Below are 18829 nucleotides of genomic sequence, written 5' to 3' on the forward strand. Positions count from 1 at the left end.
CCGAATAGTCCGAAAAAACATCACTTAGTACTAAAAAGAGACATCGCCTCTTTATTCCTGAAATTCCTGTGACAGAATAGCAGGCACGATAGGACATGATAACCCAAGTAGCTGTGACTGAAGACCGTAATTTCGACGATATCGCCCACAAATTTGCAAAAAATATTTACGGCTCTGACAAAGGAGAGATCCGTCAGATCATCGTATGGGAAGATTTAGAGCAAGCGTTAAGCACATTCAAAACCGATGATACACCTTTGCATATTCTGGATGCAGGAGGCGGTTTAGCACAGATGTCGCAAAAGATAGCTAGCTTGGGACATAAGGTGTCACTGTGTGATCTTTCTTCTGAAATGCTGAAATTGGCACAGCAAGATATTGATAAAGCCGGCTTGCTTGAACAGTATCGATTCATCCATTCTCCGGTTCAAAATATTGCACAGCATATGGATGAGCCAGTGGACATGGTGATGTTTCATGCCGTGATGGAGTGGTTGGCCGATCCAAAAGAGGCCTTGGATATCTTGCTCGAGCAAGTGAAGCCTGGTGGTGTGGCATCAATTATGTTTTACAACCATCACGGATTAGTCCTTAAAAATGTGATTTGTGGCAATATTCCTCATGTATTAAATGGGATGCCACATCGAAAACGGTTTAAGCTGCAACCCCAAAAAGGTTTGAAGCCTGAAGAGGTCTATCAATGGATAGAAGAGGCTGGTCTAGAGATCAAAGGAAAGTCGGGTATTCGCTCGTTTAGCGATTACATTGGAAACATGGAGTACATGGGCGACTACCAATTCGAAGATGTGCTTGAGCTTGAGAAGCAGTTATGCCGTCAAGAACCTTACCTCTCTTTAGGTCGTTATATTCACGTTTGGGCGCAAAAACCAGAATAAAAAAGCGGAGAATGTGATACAAGAGTTGTCATCGCATTACTAGGCTACAGTCGATAATCTCGTAGCTAGCGTTATAAAGAAAAGGCGTAACATCGACAGTTGCTCGGTGTTACAAAGAACAGTAACAGGAACCACAATGAGTGAAATGACTCAAACTGCCGAAGAGCAGCCAATTGATGAGTTGGTGGGCTGGGTCAAGCAGCATGATTTTTCATTAAACTTGCCGCCTGAGCGATTGGCATTTCTAATTGCTATCGCAGTACTAAGCAACGAAAGGTTCGATGAAGAGTTAGGTGAGGGTGAATTGCACGATGCATTTACCATTGTCACTCGTTTGTTCGAAGATACCGGCGAAGCCTCAGCGTTTCGCGCAAACAATGCAATCAATGAACTGGTAAAACAGAAATTGATTAGCCGTTTTACCAGTGAGATCACCGATGGTGCGAGCATTTATCGTCTATCGCCGCTCGCAATTGGTATTTCAGATTATTATCTACGTCACCGTCAATTCTCTAAGTTAAAACTATCGATTCAACTATCGATGGTTGCTGACGAGATGGCAAAAGCTATTGAAGCTGCACAAAAAGGCGGAACGCCGGGGCACTGGCGTAAGAACGTATACGGCGTACTTAAATACTCAGTTGGTGAGATTTTCGATCAGATCGACCTTAACCAACGTGTGATGGATGAACAGCAGCAAACAGTTAAACAGCAAATCGCCGACCTTCTTAATAAAGATTGGCGCGAAGCGATCAATAACTGTGAAGCATTATTGTCTGAAACTTCAGCGACGTTGAAAGAGCTTCAAGATACGCTGCAAGCCGCGGGTGATGAGCTGCAAACACAGATTCTTGATATCCAAGAGATTGTTTATGGCGACGACGAGCTAGAGTTCGTTGGCGAAACCCTATTTGGTCTACAAATGAAGCTAGACCGAATCACAAGCTGGGGCCAACAAGCGATTGACCTCTGGATTGGTTACGATCGCCACGTACATAAGTTCATTCGTACTGCGATCGACATGGATAAAAACCGAGCGTTTAGTCAACGACTGCGCCAATCGGTGACCGACTACTTTGACGCGCCATGGCTATTAACCTATGCCGATGCTGAGAAGTTGACGGACCTACGTGATGAAGCGTTAGTGCTTCGTGACGATGAGGTAATGGGTCAAGCGCCACTCGATGTTGAGTATGAAGAATTTGAACAAGTGAACGACTATCTCTCAGATAAAATTGCGGAGATGTTGAAGGTTCACAAACAGCAAGGGACGCCAATCGACCTTGGCCTAGTACTGCGAGATTACCTTGCAGAACACCCTCGCACACACCATTTTGATTTAGCCAGAATTGTTGTCGACCAAGCAGTGCGCTTAGGTTACTCAGAGTCTGACTATCAGGCGATCCAGCCTGACTGGCAGGCAATCAACGATTTCGGTGCAAAGGTACAAGCAAATGTCATTAACAAGTACTGATGATTACATGCCAGAGAAACTGGTAAAAGCGATTGCGAACCCACTATTCCCAGCGCTTGATAGCATGCTGCGTTCGGGTAAGCACATTTCAACAGAAGACCTAGATAATCACGCACTATTGTCGGATTTCGAACTGGAACTTCAACAGTTTTACCAGCGCTATAACACTGAGCTGGTAAAGGCCCCTGAAGGCTTCTTCTATCTGCGTCCTCGTTCGACCTCTTTGATTGGCCGAAGCGTCCTATCAGAGCTTGATATGCTGGTGGGTAAAGTACTGTGTTTCCTTTACTTGAGCCCAGAGCGTCTTGCTCACGAAGGTATCTTCACTAATCAAGAGCTATTCGAAGAGTTGATGGCACTTGCTGATGAAAAGAAACTAATGAAGCTGGCAACCAACCGTGCTTCTGGCTCTGATTTAGATAAAGAGAAGCTTTTCGAAAAAGTAAGAACGTCTCTGCGTCGTCTGCGCCGTATCGGTATGCTTATCTCCATCGGTGAAACGGGTAAGTTCCGTATCAGTGAAGCGGTGTTCCGTTTCGGTGCTGATGTACGCGTTGGTGATGATATGCGCGAAGCACAATTGCGACTAATTCGTGATGGTGAAGCAGTTGTTCATACTCAAGAGCCAAACCAAGGCAGCTTGCTAAATGAAGAGCAAGAAGAGACAGAACAAGATGCTCAACAAGATATTTTCGGCGACGAAATGCTTAGCAACGAACAGATTAAAGAAGAAGGTGAAGCATGATTGAAAGAGGTAAATATCAATCATTAACCATGGTCAACTGGAACGGCTTCTTCGCACGTACTTTTGATATTGATGGATTGGTTACAACGCTTTCTGGCGGTAACGGTGCAGGTAAGTCGACCACGATGGCCGCATTTATTACGGCACTGATCCCAGACCAAACACTGCTTCACTTCCGTAACACAACGGAAGCGGGTAGCTCTCAGTCATCACGTGACAAAGGTCTCTACGGTAAGCTACAGCCGGGCGCATGTTATGCCGCTCTTGATGTAGTGAACTCACGTAACCAGCGTCTATTGTTCGCGGTAAAGCTTCAACAAGTAGCGGGCCGTGACAAGAAAGTAGACATCAAGCCGTTCTTGATTCAAGGCCTGCCTAGCCACGTTAAGCCAACGGATGTACTGATCGAGAACGTATCAGACAGCCACGCACGTGTGTGTCAGCTTAATGATGTAAAAGCGGCAGTTGCTCAGTACGAAGGTGCGCACTTTAAAGCGTTCTCTTCTATTGTGGATTACCACGCGCAGATGTTTGAATTCGGCGTAGTGCCGAAGAAACTGCGTAACAGTGGTGACCGTTCTAAATTCTACCGTTTGATTGAAGCATCACTTTACGGTGGTATTTCCAGTGCGATCACGCGTTCTCTACGTGACTACCTATTGCCACAAAATGGTGGGGTTAAGAAAGCCTTCCAAGATATGGAATCGGCGCTACGCGAAAACCGCATGACACTGGAAGCGATCAAGACGACTCAGTCGGATCGTGACTTGTTCAAACACTTGATCACCGAGTCGACCAACTACGTAGCAGCAGACTACATGCGCCATGCGAACGATCGTCGCAATAAGCTTGATCAAACGATGAAGCTACGTGGTGAGCTGTTTGGTTCGCGTGAAACGCTACTTGAGCAAAACAACCTGCTTAATCGCGTTCAAGAAGAACTTGAGCTACTGGTTGAGCAAGAATCTTCTCTTGAACAAGATTACCAAGCGGCTTCAGACCATCTACAACTTGTGCAAACAGCGCTTCGTCAACAAGAGAAAATTGAGCGCTACAGCGAAGATCTTGAAGAGCTAAGCGAACGCCTTGAAGAACAGATGATGGTCGTTGAAGAAGCTCAAGAGCGTGTTCTTCTTGCTGAAGAGCAGGCAACCATTACTGAAGATGAAGTGGATAGCCTGAAAACTCAGCTTGCTGACTACCAACAAGCCCTCGACGTTCAGCAAACTCGCGCGTTGCAGTACCAACAAGCGGTACAAGCGTTAGAGAAAACCAAGCAGCTTTTGGATGATGAATCTATTACCGCTGAAGGCGCATTGACGCTCGTTTCGGATCTTAAAGCGCAAGAAGAGCAGAGCACGCAACATCTGCTAGCAACCAAACACAAGCTGGATATGTCATCAGCAGCGTCGGCTCAGTTCGAAAAAGCACTGTCTCTCGTTAAGAGCATTGTTGGTTCCGTTGAGCGTAGCGATGCGTCACAAGTGGCTAAACAAGCACTTGATAAAGGCCGTAACGCGAAACACGTTGTTGAAAATGAACAGCAATGGCGAGCACAGCACCGCGATATGGCTCGTGATGTTGCACAGCAGCGTCAAGCCAAAGAGCTAGCTGAAGAGTATCAGAAGCAGCACAACACTCAGCTTAATGACGAAGCGATCTTTGAAGAAGAGCGCGAGCGTCATGCAATGCAGATCGAAACCCTTGAGTACGCTCAAGAGGAACTGCGTGAAGCGAAGAGTGAAAAGCGCCGCGTGCAGCAGAATCACGACCAAGAAATTCAAAAGCTTGAAGCGATTGCACCTGCGTGGATCACAGCAAATGATGCACTCGATAGCCTGCGTGAGCAAACGGACACTGAGCTAGAAGATAGCCAAGCAGTTATGACGCAAATGCAGCAAGTGCTTGAAGATGAAAAAGCGCAGTCTGTCGCCAAAGACCAATTGGCGAAGCGTCGTGGTGAACTTGAACTAGAAATTGAGCGCCTTGCTTCTCCTGGTGGTTCAAACGATCCTCGTCTAAAAGGTCTGGCGGATACTCTAGGTGGCGTACTTCTATCTGAGATCTACGATGACATCACGATCGATGACGCACCGTACTTCAGTGCAATGTACGGTCCAGCTCGTCACGCTATTGTGGTGTCTGATCTTGACGGCATCAAAGAGAAGCTGGTGGACTTAGAAGATTGTCCTGAAGATCTATACATCCTTGAGGGTGACGTTGATGCATTCGACGACAGCTCATTTAATGCTGATGAACTAGAAGGCGCAGTGTGCGTTCAGTTAAATGATCGCCAAATGCGTTACTCACGTTTCCCAGACATTCCTTTGTTTGGTCGTGCGGCGCGTGAACAGCGTCTAGAGAAGTTGCGTGAAGAGCGTGATGTCGTGGTTGAGAACCATGCTAAAGCTGCGTTCGATTCACAAAAGCTTAATCGCCTATACCAAGCGTTCAATACGTTTGTGGCAAAACACCTACACGTTGCATTTAACGCAGACCCTGAGCAAGCACTGGCTTCAGTACGCGATAAGCGCAACCAAGTTGTTCGAGCACTTGCTGAACTGGATGCAAAAGAGCAACAACAACGTAGCCAGCTGACACAAAGCAAACAAGCGTTGGCAGCTCTAGATAAGCTAGGGCCTATGGTTCGTATTCTTGAAGACGAAACATTAGTCGAGCGCTTAGCTGAACTGGAAGCGCAGCTTGAACGTCTTGGTGAAGCAAAATCGTACCTTAACAATCACGGCAAAGCACTGCAAAGCCTAGAGCAAATTGTCAGTGCGTTGGATGCTGACCCAGAGCAGTTTGATGCTCTAGAAGCAGAATACAAGCAGGCGGACCAAGCGCTGCAAGCTCTGAAAGCGAAAGTATTTGCGCTGTCTGATCTGATTGAACGTCGTCACTACTTTGCTTACTCAGATTCGGTTGATCTACTGAACAAGAGCAGCGAACTGAGCGAGCAGCTTAAAGCGAAACTGGTTCAAGCTGAGCAAGCGCGTACTAAAGGCCGTGATGGCTTGAAGCAAGCGCGCGAGCAGATGAACCAATACAACCAAGTATTGGCGGCTCTGAAGAGTTCACACCAAGCGAAACTGGAAACGGTTCAAGAGTTCAAGCAAGAGCTTCAAGAGTACGGTGTGAATGCCGATGAAGGTGCACAAGAGCGCGCTGTTCGTCGTCGTGATGAACTGCAAGAGCGTCTGCATACGTCGCGCAGTCGTAAGAGTGAATACGAGCGTACCATTACCTCAACTGAGCTTGAGATGAAGTCTCTGGCAAAACGTTTGAAGAAAGTACAGAAAGAGTACACCGAGCTTCGTACCTTTGTGGTTGCAGCAAAAGCAGGTTGGTGTTCAGTACTGCGTTTGGCTCGTGAAAACGATGTTGAGCGTCGTCTGCACAAGCGTGAACTGGCTTACCTATCAGCGGGTGAGCTGCGTTCAATGTCGGATAAATCTTTGGGTGCACTGCGTTTGGCGGTTGCTGATAATGACGACCTGCGTGATGCACTGCGTCTATCGGAAGATAACGCACACCCAGAGCGTAAAGTTCTGTTCTACATTGCGGTTTACCAACACCTTCGTGAGCGTATTCGCCAAGACATCATTCATACCGATGATCCAGTAGAAGCGATCGAAGAGATGGAAGTGGAACTGGCACGACTAACAGAAGAGCTGACACAGCGTGAAAACCGTCTAGCGATCAGTTCTGAATCGGTAGCGAGCATCATTAAGAAGACGATCCAGCGTGAGCAGAACCGTATTCGTATGCTAAACCAAGGCCTATCGAACATCTACTTTGGTCAGGTTAAGGGTGTACGTTTGAATGTGAAGATCCGTGAAAGTCACGAGATCTTGCTAACGGGTCTTGCGGCTCAGCAAGAGCAGCACAAAGATCTGTTTGAAAGCACACGCTTTACCTTCTCAGAGGCGATGGCGAAGCTGTTCCAGCGCGTAAACCCTCATATCGATATGGGGCAACGCTCACCACAAGTTTTAGGCGAAGAGTTGCTTGATTACCGTAACTACCTTGAGCTAAGTGTTGAAGTTAACCGTGGTTCGGATGGTTGGTTACAAGCAGAGTCAGGCGCACTATCAACTGGTGAAGCGATCGGTACTGGTCAATCTATCCTATTGATGGTTGTTCAGAGCTGGGAAGAAGAGTCACGTCGCCTGCGCAGTAAAGACATCATTCCATGTCGTCTGCTGTTCTTGGATGAGGCAGCGCGTCTGGATGCGAAGTCTATCTCAACGCTATTCGAGCTTTGTGATCGTCTTGGTATGCAGTTGCTGATTGCAGCTCCTGAAAATATCAGCCCAGAAAAAGGCACAACCTACAAACTGGTTCGTAAGGTATTTAAAGACCACGAACATGTACACGTAGTTGGTCTGCGTGGTTTTGCACAAAACCGCACTGAATCGCCAGTTCAAGAGCTGATAGAAGAAGCTTAACGATTCAATTGATAGCGAATCGTAAACCGATCTCAATAAGCCCCTTTCCGAAGGGGCTTTTTTGTACCTGAAAGTAATCCTGACAAAATCCCTTCATACTTTATGGTTAATCTCAATGGAACGAGTTTGAGGTCACACGCACAAAACCACAATTAATGTATGGTAATAGTAACGCTGATGAAATATTAATAATATTGTATTACTTAATTGTTGGTTTTAGATGCTGTGTAAGGAAGGCTCGCTATGATTCAGATTGTGATTGATGGGAAGTACCGTATCGTCGAACAAGGACAGACGGTGCTGGAAGCGGCGAACACCTGTGGCGTTGAGATCCCTTCATTGTGTGGTCTTAATCGTTCGGGCGATAAAATTCCCTGTGACCTCTGTGTCGTGGAAGTGGAAAGTGGCGGAACCAAGCGTGCGTGTGAGCTTGAAGTTTATAATGGGCTAACGGTGGCTACCCAATCCCCACAGCTAACACAACATCGTCATCGAGCGCTCAATCGAATCATGTCAGATCACTATGCTGATTGTGAAGCGCCTTGCCAAACTGCATGTCCGGCAGGTGTCGATATCCAATCGTATCTCCACCATATTGCACAAAACGATCCTATAAAAGCGGTTGAAGTGATCAAACAAACCTTACCCATGCCGCTGTCTATCGGTCGAGTGTGTCCTGCCTTTTGTGAGACAGAGTGCCGACGTAACCTTGTTGATGACTCAATCGCTATACGTCAGCTAAAGAGACACGCCGCCGATATCGACTTAGAGGCGCAGCAAAGCTATATACCGCCGAAAAAAACGATGAATGGAAAGCGTGTAGCCGTTGTAGGTGGAGGACCCGGTGGACTCACCGCAGGGTATTATCTCGCCAATGAAGGCTACGATGTTGTGGTCTATGAGTCGATGCCGAAAGCGGGTGGGTGGCTGCGTTATGGAATCCCCGAATATCGCTTACCTAAATCTATTCTCGACCAAGAAATAGAACTCATGTGTCGTAATGGTATGGCTATTGAATGCAATAAAAAACTTGGCGTTGATTTTTCACTCACGAGCCTGTCGCAAGACTTCGATGCCGTTTGTTTGGCGGTTGGCGCTTCTAGTGCTGTCGAGATGAACTACGTCGGCAGTGACTTAGAGGGCTGTTATCTGGGTGTCGATTACCTTAAAGATTTCGTCACGGAACAAACCTATACCACGGGCAAAAAGGTCGCTGTAATCGGTGGTGGTAACACCGCGATTGATTGCGCGAGAACCGCAGTCAGAGCCGGTGCGGACACAACGTTAATCTATCGCCGTACACGCGATGAAATGCCCGCTGAAGATTATGAAATTGAAGAAGCGGAGCATGAAGGCGTTAAGTTCCATTTCTTGACCAATCCGGCCGAAAACATTGCCAATGAAAGTGGTCGTGTAAACGCGATACGCTTGGAGCGAATGGAGTTAGGTCCACCAGATGCATCAGGGCGACGTAGCCCAAAAGCAACCGGAGAGTTTTTCACAGAAGCATTTGATACCGTAATTGCGGCAGTCTCTCAAAAGCCTGATTTGAGCTTTATGGATAACGAGTCATTAGAGATTCCACTTACTCGCTGGAATACGGCGGACGCGGATCCTGACACCATGCATACGGGGATTGGTAACATCTTTAGTATTGGTGATTTTAGAAGAGGCCCAGCGACAGCGGTTGAAGCGGTTGGCGATGGCCGGATTGTTGCGGAGGCGATAGACCGATACTTTGATGGCACCATGTCTCAAATACCAGTGAAACCTTTTAATTCACGGAAAGAGAAACAACTAAAACAGGTTGAGCGCGAACAGTATCAAGCCATTGCGCGTGTGGCTCGTAAGATCATGCCAGAACTCAGCACAGAGCAGCGAGAGCAGAGCTTTGATGAAGTGGAGTTGGGTTTCAGTAATCTTGATGCGATTGAAGAGGCTAAGCGCTGTTTGGAGTGTGGCTGCCAAGCTAACAGCCAATGTGACCTGCGAGACTACGCAACGGAATATCAAGCCGTTCAATCTTTCCCTGAATACAAACTTGATGTGTTTGACGATGCGGTTTGGCAGGCAGTCAAAGCTAAACAAAGCAGTGCCTGTGAACCAAGACATAAATATGAAGTGGATGCGAGCTCTGAGTTTATTGTTTTTGACGCCAACCGCTGCATCAGTTGTGGTCAATGCATCCAAGCGTGTCGTGAGCAAAATGTTCATGGTGTACTCAGCTTCATGAATGCCGAAAATGGCAAGCCGGTTTCGCGTCCAGAGCTTAGACCAAACTTCGGCCCCAATCAGACCTTAATGGGCGACTCTAACTGTGTTCAATGTGGCGCATGTGTTCAAGCATGCCCAACGGGAGCCATGGTCGATGCCCGCTACAAGCAACAAGGCTCTGCGGATAACTTGAAGAAAGTGGATACCATCTGCACCTATTGCGGCGTGGGTTGTAAGCTAACGATGCATGTGGATGAATCGGCGAATAGGATTCGTTATGTCGAAGGTGCCAATTCGCCAGTCAATGAGGGCATGCTATGTGTCAAAGGTCGCTTCGGATTTGATTTTGTAGGCAGTGATGAGCGCTTAACCACACCTTTAATTCGTAAGGACGGGTGGTTACAGCCCGCCAGTTGGGAAGAGGCCATCAAATTGGTAGCGGATAAATTCTCTGCTATTAAACATGGGGTGGGCAGTCAGGCACTTGCTGGTTTCTCCTCTGCTAAAACCACCAACGAAGATAATTACGCCTTCCAGAAGTTTATCAGACGTGAACTTGGTACTAACAACGTCGATCACTGTGCTCGGCTTTGTCACGCCTCGACGGTGACGGGGCTAGAAGCTTCTCTGGGCAGTGGTGCGATGACCAATGACATTCCAAGTATCAAGCATTCAGATGTTATCTTTATTATCGGTTCCGATACCACAGCAGCGCACCCAATCATTGGATCGCATATCAAACAAGCCGTAAGGCATGGGGGCGCACGCTTGATCGTAGCGGATCCGAAACGTATTGATATTGCGGACCATGCTGAACTTTACCTAGCGCATAGGCCGGGTACCGACGTGATGTTACTCAATGGTGTCATGCAGCAGATCATTAAACACGGTTGGTACGATCAAGAATATATTGAAGAACGTGTCGATGGCTTCGATACCTTACTGCAAGAGGTTATGTCACCGAGTTATTCCCTTGATAAGGTAGAGTTAGTCACCGGTGTCAAAGCGGAAGACATTTTCGCAATGGCACGATTAATCGGGACAGCTGAGCGCACCGCAGTTTATTACTCTATGGGGATAACTCAGCACACGACAGGGCATGATAATGTTCGTTCGATCGCTAACCTGCAATTATTGTGCGGAAACATCGGTATTGAAGGTGGCGGTATCAACCCACTGCGTGGTCAATCTAATGTACAAGGTGCTTGTGATATGGGCGCTTTGCCCAACAATCTACCTGGGTATCAAAAGGTCTACAATCCACTGGTTCGCAAGAAATTTGAGATGGAATGGGAAGTAGCTGAATTACCTGCTGAGAGTGGCCTGACTCTAACGGAAATCATAGACGGAGCGTGTAAGCGAGAAGTACGTGGGTTGTATGTGATGGGTGAAAACCCTGTACTGAGTGACCCGAACCAAGCGCACGTGATTGAGGGGCTTGAAGCGCTCGATTTCTTGGTTGTGCAAGATATCTTCCTTACGGAAACTGCTCAATTTGCAGATGTGGTGCTACCGTCATGTTCGTTTGCTGAAAAGTCTGGGCATTTTACCAACACTGAACGTCGTGTTCAGCGTATCAACCCAGCGGTAATGCCTCCCGGTGAAGCAAAAGAAGATTGGGCGATCATTCAGATGATTGCGAATGCGATGGGAAGTGACTGGAGTTATCAAGCGGTTGCGGATATTACCAATGAAATAGCCCGCGTTACTCCTCAATATGGCGGCTTACGCTGGGAAAACATCACCCTAAATGGTGTTCAATGGCCAAGTAACAAAAACAATCCAGACGGCACCCGTATTATGCACCAAACTCAATTTACGCGTGGGCGAGGGCAGATGGAGGCGATTCCATTTAGATACGCCGCTGAGCTACCAGATGAAGAGTATCCACTGGTATTGACGACAGGGCGTATCCTTGAGCAGTTCCATACTGGGACTATGACTCGCAAAACTAAAGGATTGGATAATCTAGCAGGCCCAAGGGCTATGGTGAGCGTGCATGATGCAGAAGCATTAGGCATCACGAACGGACAGATGCTTAAGGTGTCGACTCGTCGTGGAGAAATAGAGATCGCAGCGTTTGTAACCAAGCGTATGCAAAAGGGCGTGGTGTTCATTCCGTTTCACTTTGTTGAGTCACCAGTGAACCGACTCACAACAACAGCAACCGATCCCCATGCAAAAATCCCTGAGTTTAAAGTTGCTGCAGTGAATATTGTTCCAATCGTCGAAGAGCAAAGTGTTTCCGCGTAGTAATTGAAACTACGTGAAAATGCACGAGTAACAAAGCAAAAGGTTACGAAGAAAAGCGCTACCAAGTACAAAAAAGCCGCATAGTCTGACTATGCGGCTTTCGTTTTATTAATGGTACAAGTGTCGATGTCACTAATACCTATGGCTAGCCCTATTCAGTGTGTACACCAAACTGCTTGGCTGCGTATGCAACTCGCTCTGCCGGTTTTGGGTACTCCGCAGGCGTGCCCAGGTTTTCAATATGGTGAAGACGAGGCAATAATCCTGCACCGTTAGCAATTTGAATTGCCAATCCCGGACGAGCATTGAGCTCAAGTACCATTGGGCCTTCTTCTTCATCAAGTACCATGTCAGTACCCATGTAACCAAGGCCAGTCATCTCCCAAGCGCTTGATGCTAGGGTTAGAAGTTTCTCCCAGTGCGGTACTTGCAGTAGAGCAAGCTCTTTGCCGGTATCTGGATGGTGAGTGACGGGTTGGTCAAACTGAACGGCTCGCACGGCCTTACCGGTGGCAATATCAATGCCTACGCCTACTGCGCCTTGGTGAAGGTTAGCTTTACCATCTGAAGCAGATGTTGATAGACGCATCATGGCCATTACAGGGTAGCCCTTGAATACGATAATACGTACGTCAGGCACACCTTCGTAACTGAAGCCATCAAAGCAACTGTCGAACTTAATTAAGTTCTCAACTACCGCTACATCGTTTTTACCACCAAGCGAGAACAGACCCGCCAGTGCATTACTGATGTGGCGCTCAACGTCTTCTTTGCCGATCGTTGAGCCGGACGGTTTAGTATAAACACCATCTTTGTGAGAGGTGATAACCAAGATACCTTTACCACCACTGCCTTGCGCAGGTTTGATTACAAAACCAGGCCAGTTTTCTACCATTTTGTGAATGGTTTTCACCTCAGCTTGGTGGCCAATGACACCGATCAGTTTTGGTACAGTGGCGCCTGCTTGCTCAGCGATGATTTTGGTTTTTAGCTTGTCATCCACCAAAGGGTATTTGGAGCGATCATTGTAGCGACCAATGTAGCTATGGTTACGCTTGTTCATCCCCATGATGCCTTTGTCTTTCAACTTAAACGGCGATGTAAACTGTTCAAACATAACTTAATCCTCCGCTAGCGGTTTAAAGCGACGTAGCTCAGTTAAGCGGTAACCAGTGTAAGTACCTAGTAGTAAGATGCCGCCTAGGACAATAAGTTGTAGACCAATAAAGTTAAATGTTAAGTGCTGAATGAATGGGTTTGTCATTGCTAAGTAAACGAGTACTGCGGTTAATAGTGAACCACCACCTTGCAACACAACCTCTTTCGCGCCTTCTTCTTCCCAAAGGATAGACATACGTTCGATAGTCCAAGAAAGAATGATCATTGGGAAGAACGTAATAGACAGGCCTTCAGTCAAACCAACCTTGAATGCAACAACCGTGAAGACGGAAATAATCATGATTACGGTGATGATCACCGCTGATATCCGCGCAACCAGAAGTAGGTTGAGTTTAGATAGATAACTACGAATCACCAGACCCGTACCAACGATCAGTAGGAAACCCACGATACCTGTTACCAGTTGCGTCTGTACGAAGGCTACTGCAATCAGTACTGGCATGAAGGTACCTGATGTCTTCAGGCCGACGATAACACGTAAGAACACAACGATAAGCGCACCAATTGGAATCAGCATGATGGTCTTAAACATCGCTTGTTCTTCCAGAGGCAAGCTATGAATCGATAGGTTTAGTAGTTGGTCAGCTGAAATCTTACTGTTGGTTGCTTCAGTTGGAGACACCTCTTGAGCAATCATAGAGAAGTGAACTTTACTGTTTTGGCCACCGACAACGTCAAGCAGTGACACGTTTGATTCATCCCAGATTAATAGGTTTGGCTGAACTTGTTGTTGGCTAGATTCAGGAGAGAAAAGTACCCACTGGTTTTTATCCCAAACTTGAATCATATGTTGGATAGATTGACGACGACGACCGTCTTCTAACTCGATAACACCAACAACTTTGTTATGGATTTCAGCAAAAGAAAGTAGCTTGTGTGCTGCTTCCACTTTGTTCATGTTGTTTAAGATAAGTGCTGAGTTTTGACTGTCTGGATCGTTAAGCGTTTTGATAAGCTCACGAGTAAAGGTCAGGTTGTCTGCTGAGCGCTGTGTTGCGCGGTCGATAAGGGCTTTTGCGGCCGCTTCTTCTGGGCCATCGAAACTTGGCGTGGCGACTTCGCCTTCTGGCGGAACGGCGTTTACCTGAGCTTGAGGGTCAACGAGAAATTGGGTTTTGTAGTAAATGGTTTGCGCACCACTTGCATGGCGGATAGACCACTCTGCGCGGCGACCTGTATCAGTATTTACGTAAGAGATACCGTAACCAGGTGAAGATGCAGACTCTCCGATGAGCGTGTAATTTGATTGTGTGTGAGGTGCGGCCAGTGAAACTTTTGCTTCTTGATCCATTGCGTTGAACTCGATTCGAGCCTCAACGTCCCACACTTGTCTGGTTTCCCCTGGCGTCCATGGCACGCCGTAGGTCGTGTGTCTGAATACACTCAATGCAATGCCGGCTACGATGAGTAGCACGATCGAAATATAAAATGGGATTCTTGACGTCATAGCTTACCCTACTATTGTTATTTATCTTCCGTTTGTACGTACTTTTTACTTACATCCACTAGAGCGATATCTTTAATGAACTCACGCCCTAGTAATACAGGGTGACTCATTTGAGAGCGATCCGCCAATGTAAATTGCGCTTTTTCATGGATTTTTCCAACTTTCACCCATAATTCGATCACAGCTCGACGTTCTGTCTCGTCACTGGTCGATTGGCGAATCTTCACGTATCGTACAACGGGTGCTTCAATCCACTTTTGTTCTTCTGCAGGTTGCGATTTATCGGCTAGGTGAAATTTCACCCAGTTCTTGCCATTGCGTTCGAATTCTTTGATATCAACCGCATTCAATGATGACGTTGTCGCGCCAGTATCAACGCGTGCATCGAACTTCTGTTTAATCGATTCAATCGTCACTTTTTCAATGGCACCAAGAATGGTTTGCTGATCATTTGAAATAGCAGGGGCTTTAGTGACAACCACTTCTTCCTCTTCGATTTCTTCGACTTGTTGCTTTTCGAGGGTAGTGAGGTGGACTTCAACTTCATTGGACAGGGCAATGATTTCTTCTTCTAGACTCTCGATGTAGTCACTTTGATTACTAAGTTGAAGCTCTAAGTTTTGAACTTTATTTGCGATGTTTGTCTCTGATTTAGCGATAGCATCCAGAGTTTCTTGATGATAAGCCGCGCCATTAGTGAGAGTACAGCCAGAGAGCAAACCAACCGCCAGAATAGGCGATAATCGCTTAAACATATAAAAACCTTTGAAATTAGAAAATAGTTCAGACTATTGAATAGTTTAGCCCACAAAAAAGGATGCGTGAAGCATCCTTATGTTAGCGTCCGGTCATATTGACAGGCTATGTGAGCCAAGCGCCAATTATCATTCGACGAAATAGCTCATTCATTGAGCATGCAGTGGATTTTATCCGACCTTTAGGCTGCTTTCGTCAAATGCTTGTCAGCGTCTTGGCTTTTTCAACGCTTATGCTCGCGTCGTAATCAAAACGCTTATGGTTTTGTTGCAACTAGAACGGCACGACGTGGTGCAGGATGCCCCTCAACCGTTTTGCTTGGGTCATTCGGATCCAAGTAGTCAGGCAGTGAGTTATGAGTCATCCACTCGGTTGTGCGTTGTTCGCCTACTGTGGTTACGTTTTCGTCGACAATACGCACATCTTTGAAGCCCACTTGCTCGAGCCAGCGCTTTAGAGCACGAGCAGACGGGAAGAAGTACACGTTGCGCATTTGTGCATAACGGTCAACTGGCACCAGCACTGCATTTTCATCGCCTTCGATAACCAGAGTTTCAAGTACCAATTCGCCGCCTGAAACAAGCTGATCTTTCAGCTGGATTAGGTGATCAAGAGGAGAGCGACGGTGATATAACACACCCATGCTAAATACCGTATCGAACGCTTCCAGTTTTGGTAGTTGCTCAATACCGAGTGGCAATAAATGTGCACGTTGATCGTCACCCATCAGCTTACGAATCGCTTCGAACTGAATCAGAAACAGATGTGAAGGGTCGATACCTACAGTCAGTCGAGCACCTTCGCCCAACATACGCCACATGTGGTAGCCATTACCGCAACCAACATCGAGAACTGAGCGGTTTTTCAATGGTGTGATGTGTGGAAGAACACGATCCCATTTCCAGTCACTGCGCCACTCTGTATCAATGTGAATACCGTGAACCGTGTACGGACCTTTACGCCATGGATGGAATGTTTTCAGCAGGTTTTCCAGCTTTTTCAGTTCACCTTCATGAAAAGGAGTATCGTTCGTCAGTGTTACAGAGTTCTTAAGGTCAACTTGATCCGGTGCACCTTGTGGGATCTTGTTTAAAGCTCGAACCCAGCGGTCGAAATCACCATGTTCTGCATTTTGCCAATCCGTTAACTGTTGAGGAAGGATATTCAGCCAAGGTTGCAGGCGCGTATCTTGAGCGATGAGTTGATAAAAATTGGCAAAATTAAACATAGTTTTTCACTGAGTTAATTAGGGTCGATAACCCTAAAGTAAAAATTAAATTCGTCATTCCCTACAGTGAGGGGCGAACATGATAGGGAATCTCGGTTATATCGTATCGGGTTTGAGATCCCCAACTCGCTCGTTCCTCGCTCTTGAGGATGACGCTTTGATACGAGTTATTTGTGTTGTGCTTTCAAAATTGTAGCGCCAAATAGACAACTATTTAACCGCAAACATTGAGCCGAAGTTAAAGCATTGGAACCAAACTTCGTGGCTAGAGAAACCAATCTTATCAAAACGCTCTTTGTGGGTTTTAATAGAGTCTGGACGCATGACATTCTCGATGGCACTGCGTTTTTGGCTCACTTCTAGCTCGCTGTAACCATTTGCTCGCTTAAAGTCATGGTGCAAGTCAATGAGTAGCTCGTTGGCATTTTCATCTTCGAATACATACTTTTCAGACAAAATAAGCACGCCACCTGGACGAAGGCCTGCATAAATCTTTTCAAGCAGCGCAAAGCGATCTTCTGGAGACAAAAACTGCAGCGTAAAGTTGAGTACAACCACTGATGCGTCAGTAATGTCGATTTCACGAATATCCGCTTCGATAACTTCGACCGGAGTATCGCTGCGGTAAGCATTAACATGAAGCTTACAACGCTCTACCATGGCTTCGGAGTTGTCTACTGCGTAGATAGTGCAACCTTCTTGCTGAATATGACGACGCATAGACAGTGTCGCTGCACCCAAAGAGCAACCTAAGTCATAGATGTTTGAATGCGGTTTAACGAAACGCTCTGCCATCATGCCGATCGCCGAAATGATGTTGCTGTAGCCAGGAACGGAGCGTTGGATCATATCTGGGAATACTTCAGCAACCCTTGCGTCAAAGGTGAAATCACCAATTTTATCAATAGGAGCGGAAAAGATAGTGTCTTTGTTGCTCATAACGTTTTCTCTCGACAGTCAGCAAATTAGCGCGATTTAGCGTGCTAAATAAAAGGGGGCATATTTTACGTAAAAAATGTCACTGTGTCACGAAAACTCAGGTTTCACTATGAAGCAACGGAGCAATCCTCTTAGCTCAAGTGAGTTAGAACATGCTGATTTGTGTATCGCCTTTGCTGGCTGGGAATTCGGAGAGTGCTGGCAACTCGATGTTATGGAGCTGGTGACACTGTTCGATGAGTTGTTTATATATCGTTGCTGCCAGTTCAGGGGCGTGGTCGTTGTCAGGCGTATGAATCATCAAATAGGGCTGTTTTCCTTCTGCAATCCATGTGGGTAGCTTAGATAACCAAGGCTTGAAGAACGCAAGGTTAGGTTGCTCGTCGTGCTGACCGATAAAACGAATCATAGGGTTATCAGATGTCGCAATGGCATGAACGGGTACGCGAGGCTTCTTCTTATGCGCATCAACGATCGCTTCTGTGGTTGGTGCGGCGGCAAACACAGGGCGACTGTCCATAATGATGCGATTGATGTTCTCTTCGACCAACCATTGATTAAAGCGCTTTTCGTCGTCGCCTTTATCAAAAAATCCAAGGTGACGCACTTCAACACCAAGCTTCATCTCTTTGGGGAAAAGCTTACAAAATTGTTGCAGTACGGGCAGTGATTCTGGCTCAAATTGATGGGGCAGTTGAATCGTCCATTGACCAATTCGTTCGTGCAGTGGAGACATGATTTGCAGGAACTCTTTTAGCTCTGCTTGACAGTGCCTCAACTGTTGCTGATGAGTAATGAATTTAGGCAACTTAAACGTAAATCGAAAATCATCGTGACTTGCGCTGCGCCAGTTGGTTACAGTGGTGATAGAAGGTGTTGCGTAAAAGGTGGTATTGCCCTCAACAGTATGAAAAACATGACAATATTTCTCTAGCCTTTCAGCTGGTTTGGTTCCTTTTCCATAGAATTGGCTCTGCCACTCTGAGTGCGACCACATAGTCAGTCCGAGTCTTAAAGGTAGTCTTGTCATGGTATCTAAAAGTGCTTTGGTTGTTTGAGTCAAAAACACTCTACGAGACTTTTGCTGACTTGGGTACTTTCAATATATAATTAGCGCAATTTTTTCAGTGTTGATGAATATTTGTTCGAGAATTGTGCCGCTTTGGCTGTTTCGTGAGCTATAAAGCGTCAAGGCTGAATAAAACACAACAAATAGGCGTGGGAAAGGTCGATTTTAGACAAGTTTC

At 46.5% G+C, this 18829-nt stretch carries 11 protein-coding genes; 5 read left to right on the forward strand and 6 right to left on the reverse strand.

Annotated features, from left to right (window positions below; genetic code table 11):
* Positions 1 to 113 precede the first annotated feature (113 nt).
* From cmoM to fdhF, 5 genes are all read left to right on the forward strand, one after another.
* On the forward strand, positions 114 to 896 hold the full coding sequence (cmoM, locus tag OCV50_RS05210) for a tRNA uridine 5-oxyacetic acid(34) methyltransferase CmoM (protein ID WP_239840982.1): 783 nt from the start codon (positions 114 to 116) through the stop codon (positions 894 to 896).
* A gap of 136 nt (positions 897 to 1032) precedes the next feature.
* Positions 1033 to 2370 (forward strand): chromosome partition protein MukF, encoded by a 1338-nt coding sequence (gene mukF, locus OCV50_RS05215; protein WP_239840602.1) that lies wholly within the window; start codon positions 1033 to 1035, stop codon positions 2368 to 2370.
* Complete coding sequence (gene mukE / locus OCV50_RS05220; protein WP_239840603.1) at positions 2351 to 3115, forward strand: chromosome partition protein MukE; 765 nt, start codon at positions 2351 to 2353, stop codon at positions 3113 to 3115. The genes mukF and mukE overlap by 20 nt, the downstream gene beginning before the upstream one ends.
* On the forward strand, positions 3112 to 7566 hold the full coding sequence (mukB, locus tag OCV50_RS05225) for a chromosome partition protein MukB (protein WP_261903882.1): 4455 nt from the start codon (positions 3112 to 3114) through the stop codon (positions 7564 to 7566). The genes mukE and mukB overlap by 4 nt, the downstream gene beginning before the upstream one ends.
* A gap of 243 nt (positions 7567 to 7809) precedes the next feature.
* Positions 7810 to 12033 (forward strand): formate dehydrogenase subunit alpha, encoded by a 4224-nt coding sequence (fdhF, locus tag OCV50_RS05230; RefSeq protein ID WP_261903883.1) that lies wholly within the window; start codon positions 7810 to 7812, stop codon positions 12031 to 12033.
* Between the two features lie 151 nt (positions 12034 to 12184).
* Here the strand turns inward: fdhF and OCV50_RS05235 are convergent, their stop codons facing one another.
* From OCV50_RS05235 to OCV50_RS05260, 6 genes are all read right to left on the reverse strand, one after another.
* Entirely contained in the window at positions 12185 to 13150 is a 966-nt protein-coding gene (locus OCV50_RS05235; protein WP_239840606.1) for an alpha-L-glutamate ligase-like protein, read from the reverse strand.
* A gap of 3 nt (positions 13151 to 13153) precedes the next feature.
* Positions 13154 to 14659, reverse strand: a complete 1506-nt coding sequence (locus OCV50_RS05240; protein ID WP_239840607.1) for an inactive transglutaminase family protein — start codon at positions 14657 to 14659, stop codon at positions 13154 to 13156.
* 17 nt (positions 14660 to 14676) lie between these two features.
* On the reverse strand, positions 14677 to 15414 hold the full coding sequence (locus tag OCV50_RS05245; protein ID WP_239840608.1) for an ATP-dependent zinc protease family protein: 738 nt from the start codon (positions 15412 to 15414) through the stop codon (positions 14677 to 14679).
* A 257-nt stretch (positions 15415 to 15671) separates the two neighbouring features.
* Complete coding sequence (gene cmoB, locus OCV50_RS05250; RefSeq protein WP_239840609.1) at positions 15672 to 16643, reverse strand: tRNA 5-methoxyuridine(34)/uridine 5-oxyacetic acid(34) synthase CmoB; 972 nt, start codon at positions 16641 to 16643, stop codon at positions 15672 to 15674.
* A gap of 210 nt (positions 16644 to 16853) precedes the next feature.
* Entirely contained in the window at positions 16854 to 17582 is a 729-nt protein-coding gene (gene cmoA, locus OCV50_RS05255; protein WP_239840610.1) for a carboxy-S-adenosyl-L-methionine synthase CmoA, read from the reverse strand.
* 145 nt (positions 17583 to 17727) lie between these two features.
* A complete protein-coding gene (locus OCV50_RS05260; RefSeq protein WP_261904125.1) occupies positions 17728 to 18612 on the reverse strand; it encodes a DUF72 domain-containing protein in 885 nt (294 codons plus the stop codon).
* Positions 18613 to 18829 lie beyond the last annotated feature (217 nt).

Origin of the sequence: Vibrio fortis, assembly GCF_024347475.1 — a bacterium.
Classification (GTDB): Bacteria; Pseudomonadota; Gammaproteobacteria; order Enterobacterales; family Vibrionaceae; genus Vibrio; species Vibrio fortis.

Coding starts and splice junctions, on each gene's coding strand:
- OCV50_RS05260 (WP_261904125.1), bottom strand. CDS start 18,612: ATGACAAGACTACCTTTAAGACTCGGACTGACTATGTGGTCGCACTCA.
- OCV50_RS05245 (WP_239840608.1), bottom strand. CDS start 15,414: ATGTTTAAGCGATTATCGCCTATTCTGGCGGTTGGTTTGCTCTCTGGC.
- OCV50_RS05240 (WP_239840607.1), bottom strand. CDS start 14,659: ATGACGTCAAGAATCCCATTTTATATTTCGATCGTGCTACTCATCGTA.
- OCV50_RS05235 (WP_239840606.1), bottom strand. CDS start 13,150: ATGTTTGAACAGTTTACATCGCCGTTTAAGTTGAAAGACAAAGGCATC.
- cmoB (WP_239840609.1), bottom strand. CDS start 16,643: ATGTTTAATTTTGCCAATTTTTATCAACTCATCGCTCAAGATACGCGC.
- fdhF (WP_261903883.1), top strand. CDS start 7,810: ATGATTCAGATTGTGATTGATGGGAAGTACCGTATCGTCGAACAAGGA.
- mukE (WP_239840603.1), top strand. CDS start 2,351: ATGTCATTAACAAGTACTGATGATTACATGCCAGAGAAACTGGTAAAA.
- mukB (WP_261903882.1), top strand. CDS start 3,112: ATGATTGAAAGAGGTAAATATCAATCATTAACCATGGTCAACTGGAAC.
- mukF (WP_239840602.1), top strand. CDS start 1,033: ATGAGTGAAATGACTCAAACTGCCGAAGAGCAGCCAATTGATGAGTTG.
- cmoA (WP_239840610.1), bottom strand. CDS start 17,582: ATGAGCAACAAAGACACTATCTTTTCCGCTCCTATTGATAAAATTGGT.